Genomic DNA, 17,141 nt, shown 5'->3' with positions numbered 1-17,141 from the left:
GATGCCCGCCCGCCGCGCCCTTGCCTACGGCCTGCTGGGCCTGCCGCTGGCCTTTGCCGCGCTGCCGGTTTATGTGCATGTGCCGCGGCTGTATGCCGAAACCGCCGGGCTGCCGCTGGCGCTGCTGGGGGCGATCCTGCTGGGCGCACGCCTCCTCGACGCCGGCATCGACCCCTGGTTGGGCTGGCTGGCCGACCGGCTGCCCCGGCGCGGGATGCTCGCGGTGGCGCTGCTGCCCTTTGCCGCCGGCTTCGCCGCCCTCGTCAATCCGCCCGCCAGCCACGCCGCCGCCTGGCTGCTGGGCGCGCTGGCGCTTACCTATCTCGGCTTCTCGGCGGCCACCGTGGCCTACCAGGCCTGGGGCGCCGACATCGCGCCGGATTCGGCTGAGCGCACCCGCTTCACCGCCGCCCGGGAAGGCTTCGGCCTTGCCGGCGTGGTGCTCGCCGCGGCCCTGCCCGGGCTGTTGGCGGCGGATCACAACACCGGCCTCGGCCGGCTGGGCTGGGTGCTGCCGCCCCTGCTGCTGGTGACCGCGGTGACGACGCTGGTGGGCGTAGGGCCGGCGGCAGGGCGCGTCGCCGCGCTGGCCGAGCCGGTCGGGGCCAGCCTGCGGGGCGCGCTGGGCGATGCCGCCTTCCGGCGCCTGCTGGCGGTGTTCGTCGCCAACGGCCTGGCCGCGGCGCTGCCGGCCACCTTGTTCCCGTTTTTCGTGGCCGACGTGCTTGAGGCCGACGCCGCCGGCGGGCCGCTGCTGGTGGCCTACTTCCTGGCCGGCGCGGCGTCGCTGCCTCTGTGGGTGAGGCTCGCCGCGCGGCACGGCCGGGTGACCGCCTGGCTCGGCGCGATGGGGCTGGCGATGCTCGCCTTCGGCTGGGCGGCCCGGTTGGGGGCCGGCGACGTGGCGGGCTTTGCGCTGGTCTGCGTGGCCTCCGGGCTGGCACTCGGGGCCGATCTGGCGCTGCCCGCCGCCATCGCCGCCGACCTGGGCGAACGTCAGGGCCGGGCCGGCGCCTGCTTCGGGGTGTGGAACCTCGCCGCCAAACTCAACCTGGCCCTCGCCGCCGGGCTGGCCCTGCCGCTGCTGGCGTGGCTGGGCTATCAACCGGGCAGCGGCACCGGGCTGCCCGCCCTCAGCTTCACCTACGCGCTGCTGCCGCTGGCCTTCAAGGCGGTGGCGGCGGCGCTCCTGTGGCGCTGGCGCCACCTGCTGGAGATCACATCATGAAAACCCTGCTTGCCACGGCCCTGTGCCTCGGCCTCACCGCCTGCGCCTCGCCCGGCGTCGAACAGTACAAGGCCGAAACCCCGGTGCTCGATCTGCGCACCTACCTCAACGGCACCGTTGATGGCTGGGGGATGTTCCAGGGGCGCTCCGGTGAGGTGAAGAAGCGCTTCCACGTGGTGATCGACGCCCGCTGGGAGGGCGACACCGGCGTGCTCGACGAGCACTTCCAGTGGTCCGACGGCAGCACCTCGCGCCGCGTGTGGACGCTCACCCGCCAGCCCGACGGCACCTACCGGGGCCGCGCCGACGACGTGGTCGGCGAGGCCACCGGCGAGCTCGCCGGCAACGCCCTGCGCTGGCGCTACGTGCTGGCCCTGCCGGTGGATGGCCGCACCTATCACGTGGATTTTGATGACTGGATGTTCCTGATGGACGGGCAGGTGATGATGAACCGCTCGTACATGTCGAAATGGGGCTTCCGGCTGGGCGAGGTGACCCTCACCTTCGTCCGCCGGCCCGGGTCATGAACCCGAAGATCACTGACTGGCGCGGCCGGCGGGTGTGGCTGGTGGGCGCCTCCAGCGGCATCGGCGCGGCGCTGGCGCAGCATCTGGCCGGGCTGGGGGCGCGGCTGGCCCTCACCGCCCGCAGCGCCGACCGGCTGGCGGGGCTCGATCTGGGCGACGCCGAGGTGCTGATCCTGCCCTGCGACGCCACCGACGCCGCAGCCCTGGCGGCCGCCCGGGACAGCCTCGTTGCCGCGTGGCAGGGGGTCGATCTGGTGATCTACCTCGCCGGCGACTACGTGCCGATGACCGCTGCCAGCTTCGATCTGGCGGTGGCCGAGCGGGTGGTGGCGGTCAACTTCGGCGGGGCGATGCGCCTCGCCGCCTGCGTGCTGGGCGATCTGCAGCCCGGTGGCGGGATCGCCTTCGTGGCCAGCGTGGCCGGCTACCGCGGCCTGCCCCGGGCGCTGTGCTACGGGCCGGGCAAGGCGGCGCTGATCCACTTTGCCGAATGCCTGCATTTCGATCTGGCGCCGAAGGGCGTGGGCGTGTGGGTGGTCAATCCCGGCTTCGTCGCCACCCGGCTCACCGCCCGCAACGACTTTGCCATGCCGGCGCTGATGAGCCCCGATGCCGCCGCCGCGGCGCTGGTGGCGGGGTTCGCCACGGGGCGCTTCGAGATCGATTTCCCGAAACGCTTCACCCGCATCATGAAGCTGCTGGCGCTGCTGCCTTACCGCTGGTATTTCCCGCTGGTGCGCCGGCGGACCGGAGCCTGAGATGAGCCTGAACGCCCTGATCGCCTTTTACGAGAGCCTCACCGAGGAGAGCGTCGTCCGCCTGCCGGCCTTCTACACCGAGGACGCCACCTTCACCGACCCCTTCAACGACGTGCGCGGCGTGCGGGCGATCCAGCGCATCTTCCGGCACATGTTCCGGCAGGTGGAGACGCCGCGCTTCGTGGTGCTCGAAAAGGTGGCCGATGCCGACGGGGCGGTGCTGGTGTGGGCCTTCCACTTCCGTTTCCGGCGCAGCGGGCCGCCGCAGGTGATCCAGGGCGTGTCCCACCTCAAGTTTGACGACGACGGCCGGGTGAATTTCCACCGGGATTACTGGGATGCCGCCGGTGAGCTCTACAGCAAGCTGCCCGGCATCAAGTTGCTGATGACGCTGCTGCGGCGCAAGCTGGCGGCCTGAACCGCGCGCCGTGACGTCCGGGTTAAAGCCCCGGAGCATGCTGCCGATAATGGGAGCGGTGGTACGCTGTGCCACATTGGCGACCCGGCGCACCCCCGGGGCACGGTCGAACCCCCGCATTCCCAATCGAGGCAGGTCATGATCAGCAACGGCAGCTCCCCGCAACCGGTCGAAAACAAGCCGGGCCAGACCATCCTGATCGTGGACGACACGCCTCAGAACCTGACCATCCTCGGCGAGCTTCTCCAGCCTTATTACCGCGTCCGCGCGGCCAACTCCGGCGAGCGTGCCCTGCGGGCCGCCGGGCTGCAGCCACGCCCCGACCTGATCCTGCTCGACGTGATGATGCCGGACATGGACGGCTACGCAGTGATGGAACGCCTGCGCGCCGACCCCGCCACCCGCAACATCCCGGTGATCTTCGTGACCGCCATGCACGGTGTCGAGAGCGAGGAGCACGGCCTCGAGCTGGGGGCCGTCGACTACATCACCAAGCCCATCAACCCGGCCATCGTGCTCGCCCGGGTGCGCACCCACCTGGAGCTCAAGCAGGCCCGCGACCGGCTGTCCGTCGAGAACCAGTGGCTCGAAGGCGAAGTGGCCCGGCGGATGCGTGAGAACCTGCTGATTCAGGATCTCAGCGTGCGCGCGCTGGCTTGTCTTTCTGAGGCCCGCGACAACGAGACCGGCCTGCACATCGTGCGCACCCAGACCTACGTGGAGCTGCTGGCCCGTCGCCTCGCCGACCACGACCGCTTCCGTGACGCGCTGGCCGGTGACCGCCTGGGGATGATCGTCAAGGCCGCGCCGCTCCACGACCTGGGCAAGGTCGGCATCCCCGACGGCATCCTGCTCAAGCCGGGCAAGCTGACCGACGAAGAATTCGAGATCATGAAGCACCACGCCACCATCGGCGCCGACGCCATCGGCAAGGCGATGGAGCAGGCTTCGGCCAGCGCCGGCGCCGATGCGGCCGAAAGAGCTTCGCGGGCCTTCCAGTTTCTGGGCGTGGCGCGGGAGATCGCCCTCGGCCACCACGAGAAGTGGGACGGCTCCGGCTACCCGCAGCGCCTGGCCGGTGATGACATCCCGGTGTCGGCCCGCCTGATGGCCCTGGCCGACGTGTTCGACGCGCTGATGACCCGCCGCGTGTACAAGCCGCCCTTCAGCCTCGAGGAGACCACCCGGATCATCCGCGACGGCCGCGGCAGGCATTTCGACCCGGACGTGGTGGACGCCTTCATGGCGTGTCGCGACGCCTTTGCCGATATCGCCGTGCGCCTTGCTGACCCGATGCCGGAAGACGCGGAGCAGGCGCGATGATCCCGTCTCCGCCCCGTCCGCCTCACTGAAAGCCGCCCCCCATGCGCTGCTCCCGCCGTGTCCGATCCGATTCAGGAAGCGCGGAATGGCGCGTGCGGCAGGGCGGCCTGGCGGGCACCACTGCCTTCCGCCGTCGCCGGCTGACACGGCAGGCCACCGATGCCGCCGACGCCCGCGAGCAGCTTGCCGGCACCCTCGACGCGCTCCCCGACGCCTACCTTGAGCTGGACCGTGACGGCCTTTGCCTCGACGCCCACGTCCGCCACTCCGCCCTTTTCGCCGACCAGCCCGGGCCCCTTGCCGGACACGACATCCGCACCCTTTTGGCGCCCGAGCCCGCTGCCATCCTGACGGCAGCCCTGGCGGCCGCCGACGCCCACGGCAGCGACATGGGCCGCACCCTGCAGATCGAGGCCGGCGGCCAGACCCACTGGTTCGAGCTGGCCGTCACCGCCCGCCCGGGCGCCGGCACCACGCGCTTCATCGTGCTGGCCCGGGACATCACCGCCCGCCGCCAGGCCGATCTGGACCAGAGCAGCCTGCTGGAGGCCGAGGTGGCCCGGCGCACTGCCGATCTCGCCACCGCCATCGAGGAAGAGGCGGCGATCCTCGATTCGGCCAGCGTCGGCATCGTGGTGCTGAAGGAGCGGCGGATCGTCCGCACCAACCGGCGGATGGACGAGATGTTCGGCTACGCCCCGGGGGAGCAGGTCGGTCAGTTCACCCGCATCTGGTATTGCAGCGAAGAAGACTGGGCCGAGACCGGGCAGGAGGTGCGCAGCCAGGTGTGGCGCGGCCAGACCCACCAGCGCGTGCAGGAAGTCCAGCGCCGCGACGGCAGCCGTTTCTGGGTCCGCATGTCGGGCCGGGCGATCGACGCGGCCGACCCGACCAAGGGCATGGTCGGGATCATCGAGGACATCACCGCCGAGCGCGCCGCGGCCGAGGAGATGCAGCGCGCCCGGGCCCTGGCCGAAGAAGCCGTGCGGGTGAAGTCGGATTTCCTCGCCAACATGAGCCACGAGATCCGCACTCCGATGAACGCCATCGTCGGCATGGCCTACCTCACGCTCCAGACCAGCCTCTCCGGGCGCCAGCGGGATTACCTCACCAAGATCCAGGCCGCCAGCCAGCACCTGCTGGGCATCATCAACGACATCCTCGACATCTCGAAGATCGAGGCCGGCAAGCTGGTGATCGAGCACGTGGGCTTCTCCCTCGACCGGGTGCTCGACAACGTCACCGGCCTGATCGCCGAGAAGACCGCCGAGAAGGGGCTGGAGCTGATCGTCGATGTGGCCGACAACGTGCCCGGCGAGCTGGTCGGCGACCCGCTGCGGCTCGGACAGATCCTCATCAACTTTGCCAACAACGCGGTGAAGTTCACCGAGCGCGGCGAGGTGACGATCCGCGTACGGCTCGCCGAGATGCGGGACGACGGGCCGTGCCTGCGCCTGTCGGTCACCGACACAGGCATCGGCATCACCGACGACCAGCGCGGCCGGCTGTTCCGCAGCTTCGAGCAGGCCGATTCGTCCACCACCCGCAAGTTTGGCGGCACCGGCCTCGGGCTCGCGATCAGCAAGCGGCTGGCCGAGCTGATGGGCGGAGAGGTGGGCGTGGACAGCATTCCGGGCGTCGGCTCCACCTTCTGGTTCACCGCCTGTTTCGGCCGGGGGGCGGCTCAGCCGCGCCGGCTGGTGCCGCGGGCCGATCTGGCCGGGCGCCCGGTGCTGGTGGTGGATGACAACCCCAACGCCCGCGACGTGCTCGCCGACATGCTCCGGCGCATGGGTTTTGCGGTCACCGCCGTGGATTCGGGGCGCGCGGCGCTGCATGCGGTGCGCGACGCCGAAACCCGCGGCGCGCCCTTCGCGGTGGTCTTCCTCGACTGGCAGATGCCCGACCGGGACGGCATCGCCACCGCCGGCGACATCCGCGACCTGAAGCTCGCCGAGCCGCCGCGGCTGGTGATCGTCACCGCCTACGGGCGGGAGGAGCTGATCCGCTCGGCGGGCAGCGTGGATATCCACGACGTGCTCATCAAGCCCGTCACCGCGTCGCTGCTGTTCGACACCGTGCTGCGCCTCCTGGCCGGCGAGGACGCCGGCGAGCGCGCGGCGGCTGTGGGCACGGCCCCGCCGCCCCTGCCGGCGGCCGAGCTGGGCGCCATCGCCGGTGCGCGCATCCTGCTGGTGGAAGACAACGACCTCAACCAGCAGGTGGCCACCGAGATGCTGGCTCACGCCGGCTTTGAGGTGGATGTGGCCGACAACGGGGCGGTGGCGGTCGAGAAGGTCTCGGCCGGCGCCTACGACCTGGTGCTGATGGACATGCAGATGCCGGTGATGGATGGGCTCACGGCCACCCGGGCGATCCGCGAGCAGCCCGATCTGGCCTGGCTGCCCATCGTGGCGATGACCGCCAACGCGATGTCCGGCGACCGGGAGCGCTGCCTCGCGGCCGGCATGCAGGATCACGTGGCCAAGCCCATCGACCCGGCCACGCTGTGGGCCACGCTGCTGCGCTGGATCAAGCCCCGCAGCGGCATGGCCGCGCCAGTGGCGGGCGCCCGGGCTGAAGCCGAAGCGCCGGCGACCGGAACCGGCGCGGTGATCGCCCGGCTTGCGGCAATCGCCGAACTGGACGTGCCGGCCGGGGTGCGCAATGCCCTCGGGCGGGAATCCCTCTACATCGCCCTGCTGGGCAAGTTCGTCAGCGGGCAGGGGGATTTTCCGGCCCATGTGACGTCGGCGCTGCAGGATGTGGACTGGCTCTCCGCCGAGCGGCTGGCCCACACCCTGAAGGGCGTGGCGGCGCAGATCGGCGCCTACGGGCTGAGCGAGCTGGTGGCCCGTTTCGAGCTGGCCGTGCGCAAGCGCGAGCGGCTGGTGGTGATGGTGCCGCTGCAGGCCGAGATCAGCCGGCGGCTGACTGCGCTGGTGGCGGCCATCGTGGCGGCGCTGCCCGGCGAGCGCCGCCTGCCGGCGCCGGTGGCCGTGGATCCGGACGAGCTGCAGGCCGCCTGCGCGCGTCTGGCGCGGGAGCTGGCCGACGATGACTTCTCCGCCAACCAGACCCTCGATGCCCACGAGGCGATGCTGCGGGCGGGGCTGGGGCACCGCTTTCCGGTGCTCGCCGAGGCGGTGCGTTCGTTTGATTTCGGCCTGGCCCTGAGCTGCCTGACCGAAGCCGCGGCGAGCCTCGACATCCCGATCTGACGCGCGCCCTCAGCCGGCTTCAGTGCTCCTGGGGCGCGTGCCGGGCGATCAGCTCGTCCAGCATCTGGTGGGCGGATTCGAACTCGAAGTTCTCGATGGCGTCGCCGATCTGGCGGGCGGTGTCCGGCTGCAGGCTTGCCAGCAGGTCGCCGTGGGTGCGCCACAGGGTGGCGGACTGCATGTCGTCATCGGACAGCAGGCGGGACAGTTCGCTGCCGACGCGGCGCACTTCCTGCAGATCGGCCGGCCTGACCTGGGGGGCGGGTGCCGGGGCACCGGATTGCAGCGTGGCCTCGATGGCCGGCACAAGCTGGGCAAGCTCGGTGGCGAGGGTGGCGATGCCGGCTTCCAGCTGGTCGGTCGGGGCCTTGTCGCGGATGGCCTTTTCGAGGGCGGCGGCGGTGCTGGCCACCCGCATGGCGCCGATCGAGCCGGCGCTGCCCTTGAGGCTGTGGGCGGCCCGTTCGGCCTCGGGCAGCTGGCCGTCGTTGAGCATCTGGCGCAGCGTCGTGGCATCGGCCCGGTGGGAGCGGGCGAACACGCCGAGGATGCGCCGATAGCGTTCTTCATGGCCGCGCATGGTGCGCAGGCCGATCGCCACGTCGAGGCCGTCGATGTCGCCCAGGCTGGGCTGGGTTTCGGGTTTTGGTGCTGGCGTGGGGCCCGCCAGCGCGCCGGTGGGGAGCCAGCGCAGCAGGGTCTGGTAGAGCACGTCCGGGTCGACGGGCTTGGGCACGTGGTCGTTCATGCCGGCGGCGAGGCACAGGTTGCGGTCTTCGTCGAAGGCGTTGGCGGTCATCGCGACGATGGGCACGGTGGCGCCGCCGGGCAGGGCGCGGATGGCGGCCGTGGCTTCGAGTCCGCCCATCACGGGCATGCTGAGGTCCATCAGGATCAGGTCGAAGCTGCCGCTGTCGCGCACCTTGTCCACAGCCTGCTGGCCGTCCTCGGCGAGCTCCACGTTGATGCCGGCGTCGCTGAGCAGCTCGCAGGCGATCTCCTGGTTGAGGGGGTTGTCCTCGGCCAGCAGGATGCGGCGGCCGGCGTAGTGCTCGCGCAGGCGGCGCAGGGGGTCGGAGAACTCGCCGGGCAGCGGGTCGGCGGGGCCTTCGCTGCGCTGGATGGCCTGGCCTGCTTCGAGGTGCAGGCGCAGCCAGAAGGTGCTGCCGGCGCCCTCGGCGCTGCGCACGCCGATCTCGCCGCCCATCAGCTCGGCCAGCCGTTTGCTGATCGCCAGCCCGAGGCCGGTGCCGCCGTACTTGCGGGTGGTGGAGTTGTCGGCCTGCTCGAAGGCGCGGAAGACGGCAATCTGCTGGGCTTCGCTGAGGCCGATGCCGTGGTCCTCGACCTCCAGCCGCAGATCGACGCCGCTGCCGGTGCCGGGCAGGCGGATGGCGCGCAGGGTGATTGCGCCATGGCCCGAGAACTTCACCGCGTTGGACAGGAAATTGACGAGGATCTGCTCGATGCGCACCGGGTCGCCGCGCAGCAAAGCCGGCAGCTCGGGGTCGATATCCACCACTACCGGCAGCTGCTTCTGGTTGGCGCTTTCGCGAATGAGGTTGGTGGCCTTCTCGAGGGTGTTGCGCAGGGGGAAGTCGATGGCTTCGAGGGTGATCTTGTCGGCCTCGATCTTCGACAGGTCGAGAATGTCGTTGATGATGCGCAGCAGGTGCTGGGCGGCGGAGCCGATCTTCTCGACCCGGTCGAGCTGCACCGGCTCGCGGATCTCGCGCTGGAGCAGGTGTGACAGCCCGATGATGGCGTTCATCGGAGTGCGGATCTCGTGGCTCATGTTGGCCAGGAAGGCGCTCTTGGCCCGGTTGGCGCTTTCGGCCTCGTCCCTCGCGGCGGCGAGTTCGCGGGTGCGCTGCTCGACGAGGTCGGTGAGGTGGTGGCGGTGGGCTTCGAGTTCGCTGGCGATCTGCTGGCGTTCGGTGATGTCGCGCACCGAGCACATCACGTAGGTCTTGCCGCCCCATTCGACGCGGCTCGACTTGACCTCGGCCACATAGACGCTGCCGTCCTTGCGTTTCTGGATGGTCTCGAAGGTTTCGCCGTCGGCGCGCACGTTGCGGATCATCGGCAGCAGCTCGCTCTTGGAGAAGCGGGCTTCCCAGTCCCACACGTGAAGGCGGGCGAGCTCTTCGGGGCGATAGCCGAGCATCGCCGCGAACTGCAGGTTGGCCTCGAAGACGCTGCAGTCCTCGTTGAGCACCACCATGCCGTCCCGGGCCATCTCGAACAGGGCGCGGCGGCGCGAGGCCTCCTCGGCAACGCCCCGCTGGGCCTGCTGGTGGGCAAGCCGCTGGCAGTCGAGGGAGTCGAGCAGGTTGTTGAAGTGGGTCGCCAGCTGGGCGATCTCATCCACCTCGTCGTCCCGGGGGACGCGGGCGCTGTGCTCGCCCTGGTGGATCGCGGTCATGGTGTCGGAGATCGCGCTCAGGCGGCGGGTGATGTTGCGGGCGCCGTACAGGAAGGACACCGACAGCCCGAGCATCGCCAGGGCCAGCAGGCCGCCGATGCTGCCGGTGAGCAGCCAGCGCTCCCGGGAATAGCGGTGTTCGGGAAAGCCGGTGCCGAGCATCCCGATGTGGCGCCCCTCGCCGTCGTGGAGCGCCTCGTAGCCTGCAATGTGCCACTGGTCGCCGATGAGCGTGCGCTGGGCCCAGGTTTTCTCGCCCTCCAGCACCGTGGTGCGGACGGCCTCCGGCGCATGGGTGCCGATGGCGCGCATGTCGCTGCCGAGGGCGGCGGTGGTGGCCACGCGCAGATCGTCGAGGAAGAACGTGGTGACGCCGTCGTTCGAGGTGGCGTTGGCGGCGACCGGGAAGACCACATCGCGGATGCGGTCGATCATCGGCACGTTGTTGTTGAGCAGCATCCCGCCCACCAGGATCGCGTCGGCGTAGCTGTTGCTGAGCGGCAGGTGGGCGGCGGCCTCGATCATCAGGCCGCGGGTCTCGGCTTGGGCGCCCTCGCGGTCGGTGACCTCGACCCGCGCGCGGGCCGGCAGATCAGGCGAGAGGGCGCCAAGCTCGGCCGCCTCGAAGCGCGCGTAGCGGGCGGTGGCGACCCCGGCGGCCGCCTGGCGCAGCGCAAAGCTGCCCGGCAGACGACTGCCCGGCGCGAGGCCGGTGCTGGAGGCGATCACCCGGCCATCCGGGGAAGCGATGATCAGGTAGTCCAGCCGGGCAACTTCGGCCCGGGACGCGAGGTACTGGTCGAGGAGGGGGATCGGGTCCCGCGTCACATGCTCGCCGTGGGCGGACAGGAAGTGGGCGATCCGCTCCACCTGAACCACTTCTTCCACGTGCCGGAGCGTTTGTGCCCGTACCTGATCCATGTAGTTGCGAGCGCTGGCGAGGTTGCCGCGGGAGCTGCTTTCCAGTAGGTCGGTGAAGCGCGCGTCCCCCACCAGCAGCAGGGTGGCGAGGATCAGCGGAAAGGCGATCAGCAGCGGCGCCAGCCCCAGGGCGACGAGCCGCAGGCGCAGGGATGCACGCCAGCGATGCTGACGGTTAGCGAGCAGGGAACGGGGAGACATTGTGTAGATCCGTTCGGCGGCCTGGGTCGATGAGGCTTGGTGTCTGGATGGGCGTGCGCAGCGCGGAATCAGCCGGCGGAGGGTGGCGTTGCCGAGCCCGCGGGCGTCCGATACGCGCACCCTTTGTAGACGGCCCGTCCTGGGCGGACTTGAGTGAGGCGGTCGCACGGCCCATCGTGAGATTTCAACTCGTTAAAAACAATAATTTTGTTATTATCGCAAAAATATGAAAAAACTTTATCGGATTTGTCTTCAGGGTCTTGATCGTGCTGTGCGCGGGGCAGGTCTGGTGCGTGTTTGAGTCGAGGCTTCCGCCGCCACCTGTGGATGCCGTTGCGGGATGGCCGGTGTTTCCATGGGCATATTCTGATGTAATGTATGCGAGTATCCTTGCGCTTGTGCGCGAGTGCAGAGAGGTTGGTATGTCGTTGCTGAAATGTGTGCTGGTTGCAGCGGTCGGGTTGCTGCTGTCGGGATGCGGGCCGGAGGCGCCGCTGAGCATCGGATTCATCGGCGGATTGTCTGACCAGAACTCGGATGTGGGGCAGTCGGGCTACAACGGGGTGGTGCTGGCGGTCGAGCAGATCAACCGGGCGGGCGGCGTGCAGGGCCGCAAGATCGAGCTCGTGGTCCGGGACGATGCCCAGAACCGGGAGACGGCGACCAAAGCCGCATCCGAACTGGTCGCTGCAAAGGTCGAGGCGGTGATCGGCCCGTTCACCAGCGGCATGGCCGAGGTGGTGGTGCCGGTGCTCGCTGGCAACGATACGCTGGCGATCAGCCCGACCGTCACCTCGATGGATTTCGTCGGCAAGAATGACAACCTGGTGCGGATCAACCGCGCCTCCCGTGACAACGCCCGGGATTACGCCCGCGTGATGTTCCGGCGTGGCGAGCGCAAGGTGGCCGTGGCCTGCGATGAGCGCAACCGCTTCTTCACCCTGTCGTGGCTCAATGAGTTCCGCACCGCCTTTGCCAAACAGGGCGGCGAGGTGGTGGCCGAGGTGGCCTACGAATCGCGCCCGGATACCGATTTCGGCGCGGTGGTCGGGGCGATGCTGAAGAAGGGCCCGGACAGCCTGCTCTTCGTGGCCGGTGCCATCGACGTGGCGCGGCTTGCCCAGCAGGCCCGCCGTCAGGCGCCGACGCTGCCCATCGGTGCCTCGGAATGGGCCGCCAGCGAACAGCTGATCGAGCTGGGCGGCAAGGTCGTGGAAGGGCTGCTGATCGTCCAGAACTACGACCGGGACGACGATTCGCCCCGCTTCAACGAGTTCCGCGAGGCCTACTTCAAGCGCTTCCAGAAGAATCCGGGCTATAGCGCGGTGGCGGCCTACGATGCGGCGATGGTGCTGTTCGAGGCCCTCTCCAGGCGCGCCGGGGGCGAGAGCGTGAAGGCGGCGGTGCTGCGCAACGGGCCTTATCAGGGGCTGCAGCAGCGCATCGTCTTCGACGCCAATGGCGACACCCAGCGCAAGGTGTTCTTCACCGAGATTCGCGACGGCGCCTACCGGAAGCTGGACGAAACCCTCTCCCGGTAAGCCGGGCACGGGTCAGCGGTCGATCGGCAGGTTGCGACGCAACACGACCGGCACGCCGCCGAGTTTCTTCTTGGCCAGCCACTGGGCCAGCGCCGAATCCAGGTAGTCCGCGTGGCTGGGAAACCAGCGGGCCAGCTCGGCAGCAAACTCGCGGCCCACTTCCACATCGCCGGAGCGCACCAGGTCTTCCACCTGATAGGCCGATTCCATCACCGCGTTGTGGTCATCCACGTGGCAGTCCCGGGGCGGGAAGTCGGTCTCTTCCATCCACGCCTTCTCCTGCCCGAAATGGGCTTCGGCGTGTTCGATGAAGGCGCGCATCGCGGCGGCGAGATCGTCATCGGGGCAGGTCAGCAGCCGGTCGACGACCTCGACGAACTCCCGATGCGTGTCGTCCATGGCCTCGAACCCGAGCAGGAAGGCGTCGGTCCACGGCAAACCCTGTTGATCGGTCATTTTCTGTGTTCTCCTGGCGTGTCATTCTTCGACCCTGGGCGGGCGAGGTGCCAAGGATAACCCGAGGCTCGGCCCGTGTTACCCCTCGGGATGAAAAAATCTCGAGAATTTTTATCCCTCGCCCGCATCCAGGAGACCGCCCATGCTCCCTTCCGGAAGCCCCCCCACCGCCAGCACCCGTCCCCGACTGCCGGCGGGCATCTGGGCGCTCGGGCTGGTGTCGATGCTGATGGACATCTCGTCGGAGATGATCCATGCGCTGCTGCCCGTGTATCTGGTGGGCGCGCTCGGGGCCTCGACGCTGGCGGTCGGGGTGATCGAGGGGATCGCCGAGGCCACTGCGGCAATCACCAAGGTGTTCTCCGGCGCGCTGTCGGACTGGCTGGGCCGGCGCAAGCTGCTGGCGGCCATCGGCTACGGGCTGGCGGCCTTCACCAAGCCGGTGTTTCCGCTGGCCGACACGGTGGGCTGGGTGGTCGCGGCGCGTTTTGTTGACCGCATCGGAAAGGGCATCCGCGGAGCACCGCGGGACGCCCTGATCGCCGATCTGGCCCCGCCGGGCCTGCGCGGCGCCGCCTTCGGGTTGCGCCAGTCCCTCGACACCACCGGGGCGTTTCTCGGGCCGCTGGTGGCGATCGGGCTGATGGCGCTCACCGGCGGCGACATCCGGCTGGTGTTCTGGGTGGCGGTGCTGCCGGCCTTCGGGGCCTTCGCGCTGATCAGCCTGGCGGTGCACGACGTGCCCCGGCCGGGCGTGGAGCGGGTGCGCGCGCCCCTGTCCCGCGCCGAGCTGGCCCGGCTGCCGGCGGCCTACTGGTGGGTGGTGGGGATTTCGGCGGTGTTCACCGTGGCGCGCTTCAGCGAGGCCTTTCTGGTGCTGCGGGCCCAGGAGCTGGGCGTGGCGCTGGCCTGGATTCCGGCGGTGCTGGTGGTGATGAACGTGGTGTATTCCCTGTCGTCCTACCCGGTGGGTGTGCTGGCCGACCGGATGCATCGGGGCAGCCTGCTGGGCCTGGGTTTTGCGATGCTGGTCGCGGCCGATCTGGCCCTGGCGCTGATCGATGGCCTGCCCGGCCTGGCCATCGGCGTCGCCCTGTGGGGCCTGCACATGGGCATGACCCAGGGCCTGCTGGCCGCGTTGGTGGCCGACGCAGCGCCGGCCGAGCTGCGTGGCACCGCCTTCGGGGTGTTCAACCTGGCTGGCGGGCTGGCCTTGCTGGTGGCCAGCGTGGTGGCCGGCGGGCTGTGGGACGTGTTCGGATCCCGTGCGACCTTCCTGTGCGGCGCGGCCTTTGCGGCGCTGGCCCTGGTGGGGCTGGCGTGGCGCCGGCCGGATTCGGCGCGCGGCTGAAAAATATTTCGCCTACCCTGTAAGAAAGCCGGGCGCCGCAGCGACTAATCGGCAGCCCGTGCATGTTGTGCGAGGCAGCCCCACCCCCGACAGGAGATTCACCATGAAAAAGACATCCGCGATCACCGCCGTGCTGGCCACTTCCGCGCTCCTTGGCGCCACCGCCGCCCAGGCCGGCGATAACCCCTTCTCCGCCACGCCCCTGGCGGGCGGCTATCAGCTGGCCCAGGCCGACACCAAGCCGATGGACGGAAAGATGATGGACGGCAAGATGATGGACAAGCCCATGGACGGCAAGGCGGCCGACGCCAAGTGCGGCGCCGAGCGCAAGGCCGGCAAGAAGGCCGACGGCAGCTGTGGCGGCAAGAAATCCGACGCCAGCTGCGGTGCCGCCAAGAAGAAGGCCGACGCCTCGTGCGGCGCCAGCAAGAAATAAGCGCCCCGTCCGGCGCCTGGCCCACGGGCGCCGGCCTGGGGTTCCGACGCGAGCTGCTCGCCGAGCTGGAAGCCGGCGTGCCGGACGCGATCGGCTTCTTCGAGCTCGCGCCCGAAAACTGGGCCGGCGTCGGCGGCGAATCGGCCCGCCGGCTGCGCGCCTTCACCGAGCGGCATCCCTTCGTCTGCCACGGCTTGTCGCTCTCGCTGGGCGGCGGGTTGCCGCTGGATGTGGGTCTGCTCCGGCGCATCCGCGCGTTCATGGGCGCCCACGGCATCGGCCTGTACACCGAGCACCTGTCGTGGAGCAGCGACGCCGCCGGCCAGCTGTACGACCTGCTGCCGCTGCCCTTCACCGCCGAGGCGGTGCGGTGGACGGCCGCCCGCATCCGCCAGGCCCAGGACGTGCTCGGCATGCGCATCGGCATCGAGAACGCGTCCCGCTACCTCACCCCGCCGGGGGCCGAGATGAGCGAGGCGCAGTTTGTCCGGGCGGTGGTCGAGGAGGCCGACTGCCTGCTCCACCTGGACGTGAACAACCTCTTCGTGAATGCCCGCAACTTCGGCTTCGACCCGCTCGCCTTCCTCGACGCGCTGCCGCTGGATAGGGTGTGCTACCTGCACATCGCCGGCCATCACCAGGAGGCCGACGGGCTCCTGATCGACACCCATGGCGCGCCGGTGATCGGCGACGTGTGGGCGCTGCTTGATGCCACCTACCGCCGCGTGGGGCCGCTGCCCACCTGCCTGGAGCGGGATTTCGACTTTCCGCCGCTCGCCGAGCTGGGGGCTGAAGTGGCGCGGATCGCCGCCCTCCAGCAGCGTGCCCTGCAGGCGGAGGCCGCATGACCGGCCTGCAGGCTTTCCAGTCGGCCTTCGGCGCGCGCCTGCGGGGCGGGCGTAGCGTGCCATGCCCACCCGGCGTGTCGGCACCTCGGATGGCGGTGTACGAGACGCTGCTCTTCAACAACCTGCGGGGCTTTGTGGATCGCTGCTTCCCGGTCGCCCGCGCCTGCCTGGGCGAAGCCCGCTGGAAACGCCTGTGCCGCAGCTTCTACCGGGACTGGCCGTGCCGTAGCGCGTGGTTCCGCGACATCCCGCGGGCCTTTGTCGACTACCTGGAATCCGCCGCGCCTGCCGGGCTGCCCCGCTGGCTGGCGGATCTCGCCCGCTACGAGTGGGCCGAGCTGGCGGTCGATCTGATGGACGTGGCGCTGCCGCCCGTGGAGGCGGGCGCCAGCCTGCTGGACGACTTTCCCCAGCCCAATCCCGCGGCGCTGTCGCTGGCCTTTGCATGGCCGGTGCAGCGCATCGGGCCGGATTTTCGGCCGCGCAGACCGGCGCCGGTGTGCATCGTGGTGTATCGCGATGGGAGCGAGGCCGTGCGCTTCATCGAGCTCAGCCCGGCCTCGGCGCGTCTGCTGGCCCTGTGCGATGGCGCCACCCGCGGGCGGGCAGCCATCGAGACCCTGGCCGCCGAGCTGGGCCGCGCGGCCGACCCGGCCTTTGTGGCCTTCGGCGCGCACAACCTCGCCGCGCTGGCCGATGCCGGGGTAATCCTGGGGGCGCGTAGGTGAGTGCCGCCGAGCTGATCGCCGATTTCCGCCCGCAGATGATCAAGTTTGCGCGCCTGCAACTGCACGACGACGCGGCGGGGGAGGACGTGGTGCAGGAGGCCATCGAAGCGGCGCTGGCGGGCATAGACCGCTTTGCCGGGCGGTCGGCCCTCAAGACCTGGCTGTTCACCATCCTGCGCCACAAGATCATCGACAGCCTGCGGGAGCGCGGGCGCACGGTGCAGATCTCGAGCCTGGAGCGGGACGAGGAAGCGCTGGACGAAACCCTCGACGGGCTCTTCAACGCCAGCGAGCACTGGCGCCCGGACACCCGCCCGCGGCCCTGGGCCGACCCCCACGCGGCGCTGGAGCGGCGCCAGTTCTGGCTGGTGTTCGAGACCTGCCTGGAAGTGCTGCCCGCCCGCACGGCGCGGGTGTTCATGATGCGCGAATTCCTCGGGCTGGAAACCGACGAGATCTGCGCAACCCTTTCCCTCACGACGAGCCACTGCCACGTCATCCTTCACCGGGCCCGGGCCGGGTTGAGGCAATGCCTCACCAACGGTTGGTTCGGTGCGGAGCCCGCATCATGCTGACCTGCAAGAAGGCAACCCATCTGATGTCGGCCGGCCTCGACCGGCCGCTGGGCCCGGGCGAACGCCTCAGCCTGCGCCTGCACCTCATCTTCTGCCGCGGCTGCCGGGCCTTCCGGAACCAGATCGGCTGGCTGCGGAACATCAGCCGCGGTTTCGTTGGCCGCGACGACGGGCCGGATTAGCG

The 17,141-nt window shown here is 69.9% G+C and carries 16 protein-coding genes; 13 read left to right on the top strand and 3 right to left on the bottom strand.

Annotation, left to right across the window (positions count from 1 at the left end):
- Position 1 precedes the first annotated feature (1 nt).
- The 6 genes from Q0672_RS02135 (at position 2) to Q0672_RS02110 (ending at position 7,475) form a co-directional block, all read left to right on the top strand.
- Positions 2–1,228: an MFS transporter gene (locus tag Q0672_RS02135; protein WP_298619230.1), complete on the top strand. Its 1,227-nt coding sequence runs from the start codon at positions 2–4 to the stop codon at positions 1,226–1,228.
- Complete coding sequence (locus Q0672_RS02130; RefSeq protein WP_298619228.1) at positions 1,225–1,755, top strand: DUF3833 domain-containing protein; 531 nt, start codon at positions 1,225–1,227, stop codon at positions 1,753–1,755. The genes Q0672_RS02135 and Q0672_RS02130 overlap by 4 nt, the downstream gene beginning before the upstream one ends.
- The gene (locus tag Q0672_RS02125; RefSeq protein ID WP_298619227.1) at positions 1,752–2,513 is read left to right on the top strand and encodes an SDR family oxidoreductase; all 762 of its coding nucleotides are present in this window, start codon (positions 1,752–1,754) and stop codon (positions 2,511–2,513) included. Before Q0672_RS02130 ends, Q0672_RS02125 begins: the two co-directional genes overlap by 4 nt.
- A 1-nt stretch (position 2,514) precedes the next feature.
- Positions 2,515–2,931, top strand: a complete 417-nt coding sequence (locus Q0672_RS02120; protein WP_298619226.1) for a nuclear transport factor 2 family protein — start codon at positions 2,515–2,517, stop codon at positions 2,929–2,931.
- Between the two features lie 138 nt (positions 2,932–3,069).
- Positions 3,070–4,254 (top strand): two-component system response regulator, encoded by a 1,185-nt coding sequence (locus Q0672_RS02115; RefSeq protein ID WP_298619224.1) that lies wholly within the window; start codon positions 3,070–3,072, stop codon positions 4,252–4,254.
- A 92-nt stretch (positions 4,255–4,346) separates the two neighbouring features.
- Positions 4,347–7,475 carry a response regulator gene (locus tag Q0672_RS02110; protein WP_298619222.1) on the top strand — a complete coding sequence of 1,043 codons (3,129 nt, stop codon included), beginning with the start codon at positions 4,347–4,349 and terminating at the stop codon, positions 7,473–7,475.
- Positions 7,476–7,494: 19 nt separating this feature from the next.
- Here the strand turns inward: Q0672_RS02110 and Q0672_RS02105 are convergent, their stop codons facing one another.
- Together Q0672_RS02105 and Q0672_RS02100 are read right to left on the bottom strand one after the other, a co-directional pair.
- Positions 7,495–11,022 carry an ATP-binding protein gene (locus Q0672_RS02105; protein WP_298619220.1) on the bottom strand — a complete coding sequence of 1,176 codons (3,528 nt, stop codon included), beginning with the start codon at positions 11,020–11,022 and terminating at the stop codon, positions 7,495–7,497.
- A 184-nt stretch (positions 11,023–11,206) separates the two neighbouring features.
- Entirely contained in the window at positions 11,207–11,533 is a 327-nt protein-coding gene (locus Q0672_RS02100) for a hypothetical protein (protein WP_298619218.1), read from the bottom strand.
- Positions 11,534–11,540: 7 nt separating this feature from the next.
- Here Q0672_RS02100 and Q0672_RS02095 point away from each other — a divergent pair, with 7 nt between their 5' ends.
- Positions 11,541–12,563: an ABC transporter substrate-binding protein gene (locus Q0672_RS02095; RefSeq protein ID WP_298619216.1), complete on the top strand. Its 1,023-nt coding sequence runs from the start codon at positions 11,541–11,543 to the stop codon at positions 12,561–12,563.
- Between the two features lie 12 nt (positions 12,564–12,575).
- On the opposite strand, the gene Q0672_RS02090 is transcribed toward Q0672_RS02095, so the two are convergent.
- The gene (locus Q0672_RS02090) at positions 12,576–13,019 is read right to left on the bottom strand and encodes a hemerythrin domain-containing protein (RefSeq protein ID WP_284187652.1); all 444 of its coding nucleotides are present in this window, start codon (positions 13,017–13,019) and stop codon (positions 12,576–12,578) included.
- Between the two features lie 142 nt (positions 13,020–13,161).
- Here Q0672_RS02090 and Q0672_RS02085 point away from each other — a divergent pair, with 142 nt between their 5' ends.
- From Q0672_RS02085 to Q0672_RS02060, 6 genes are all read left to right on the top strand, one after another.
- Positions 13,162–14,370 carry an MFS transporter gene (locus tag Q0672_RS02085; protein ID WP_298619211.1) on the top strand — a complete coding sequence of 403 codons (1,209 nt, stop codon included), beginning with the start codon at positions 13,162–13,164 and terminating at the stop codon, positions 14,368–14,370.
- 103 nt (positions 14,371–14,473) lie between these two features.
- Complete coding sequence (locus Q0672_RS02080; protein ID WP_298619208.1) at positions 14,474–14,806, top strand: hypothetical protein; 333 nt, start codon at positions 14,474–14,476, stop codon at positions 14,804–14,806.
- Positions 14,785–15,654: a DUF692 domain-containing protein gene (locus tag Q0672_RS02075; protein ID WP_298619207.1), complete on the top strand. Its 870-nt coding sequence runs from the start codon at positions 14,785–14,787 to the stop codon at positions 15,652–15,654. Before Q0672_RS02080 ends, Q0672_RS02075 begins: the two co-directional genes overlap by 22 nt.
- On the top strand, positions 15,651–16,382 hold the full coding sequence (locus Q0672_RS02070) for a putative DNA-binding domain-containing protein (RefSeq protein WP_298619205.1): 732 nt from the start codon (positions 15,651–15,653) through the stop codon (positions 16,380–16,382). The genes Q0672_RS02075 and Q0672_RS02070 overlap by 4 nt, the downstream gene beginning before the upstream one ends.
- A complete protein-coding gene (locus Q0672_RS02065) occupies positions 16,379–16,957 on the top strand; it encodes a sigma-70 family RNA polymerase sigma factor (protein WP_298619203.1) in 579 nt (192 codons plus the stop codon). Before Q0672_RS02070 ends, Q0672_RS02065 begins: the two co-directional genes overlap by 4 nt.
- The gene (locus Q0672_RS02060; RefSeq protein ID WP_298619201.1) at positions 16,951–17,139 is read left to right on the top strand and encodes a zf-HC2 domain-containing protein; all 189 of its coding nucleotides are present in this window, start codon (positions 16,951–16,953) and stop codon (positions 17,137–17,139) included. Before Q0672_RS02065 ends, Q0672_RS02060 begins: the two co-directional genes overlap by 7 nt.
- The last annotated feature ends 2 nt before the right edge of the window (positions 17,140–17,141 follow it).

This window comes from uncultured Zoogloea sp., assembly GCF_937894855.1.
Taxonomy (GTDB): domain Bacteria; phylum Pseudomonadota; class Gammaproteobacteria; order Burkholderiales; family Rhodocyclaceae; genus Zoogloea; species Zoogloea oryzae.
This window is presented reverse-complemented; position numbering and strand designations above follow the sequence as displayed.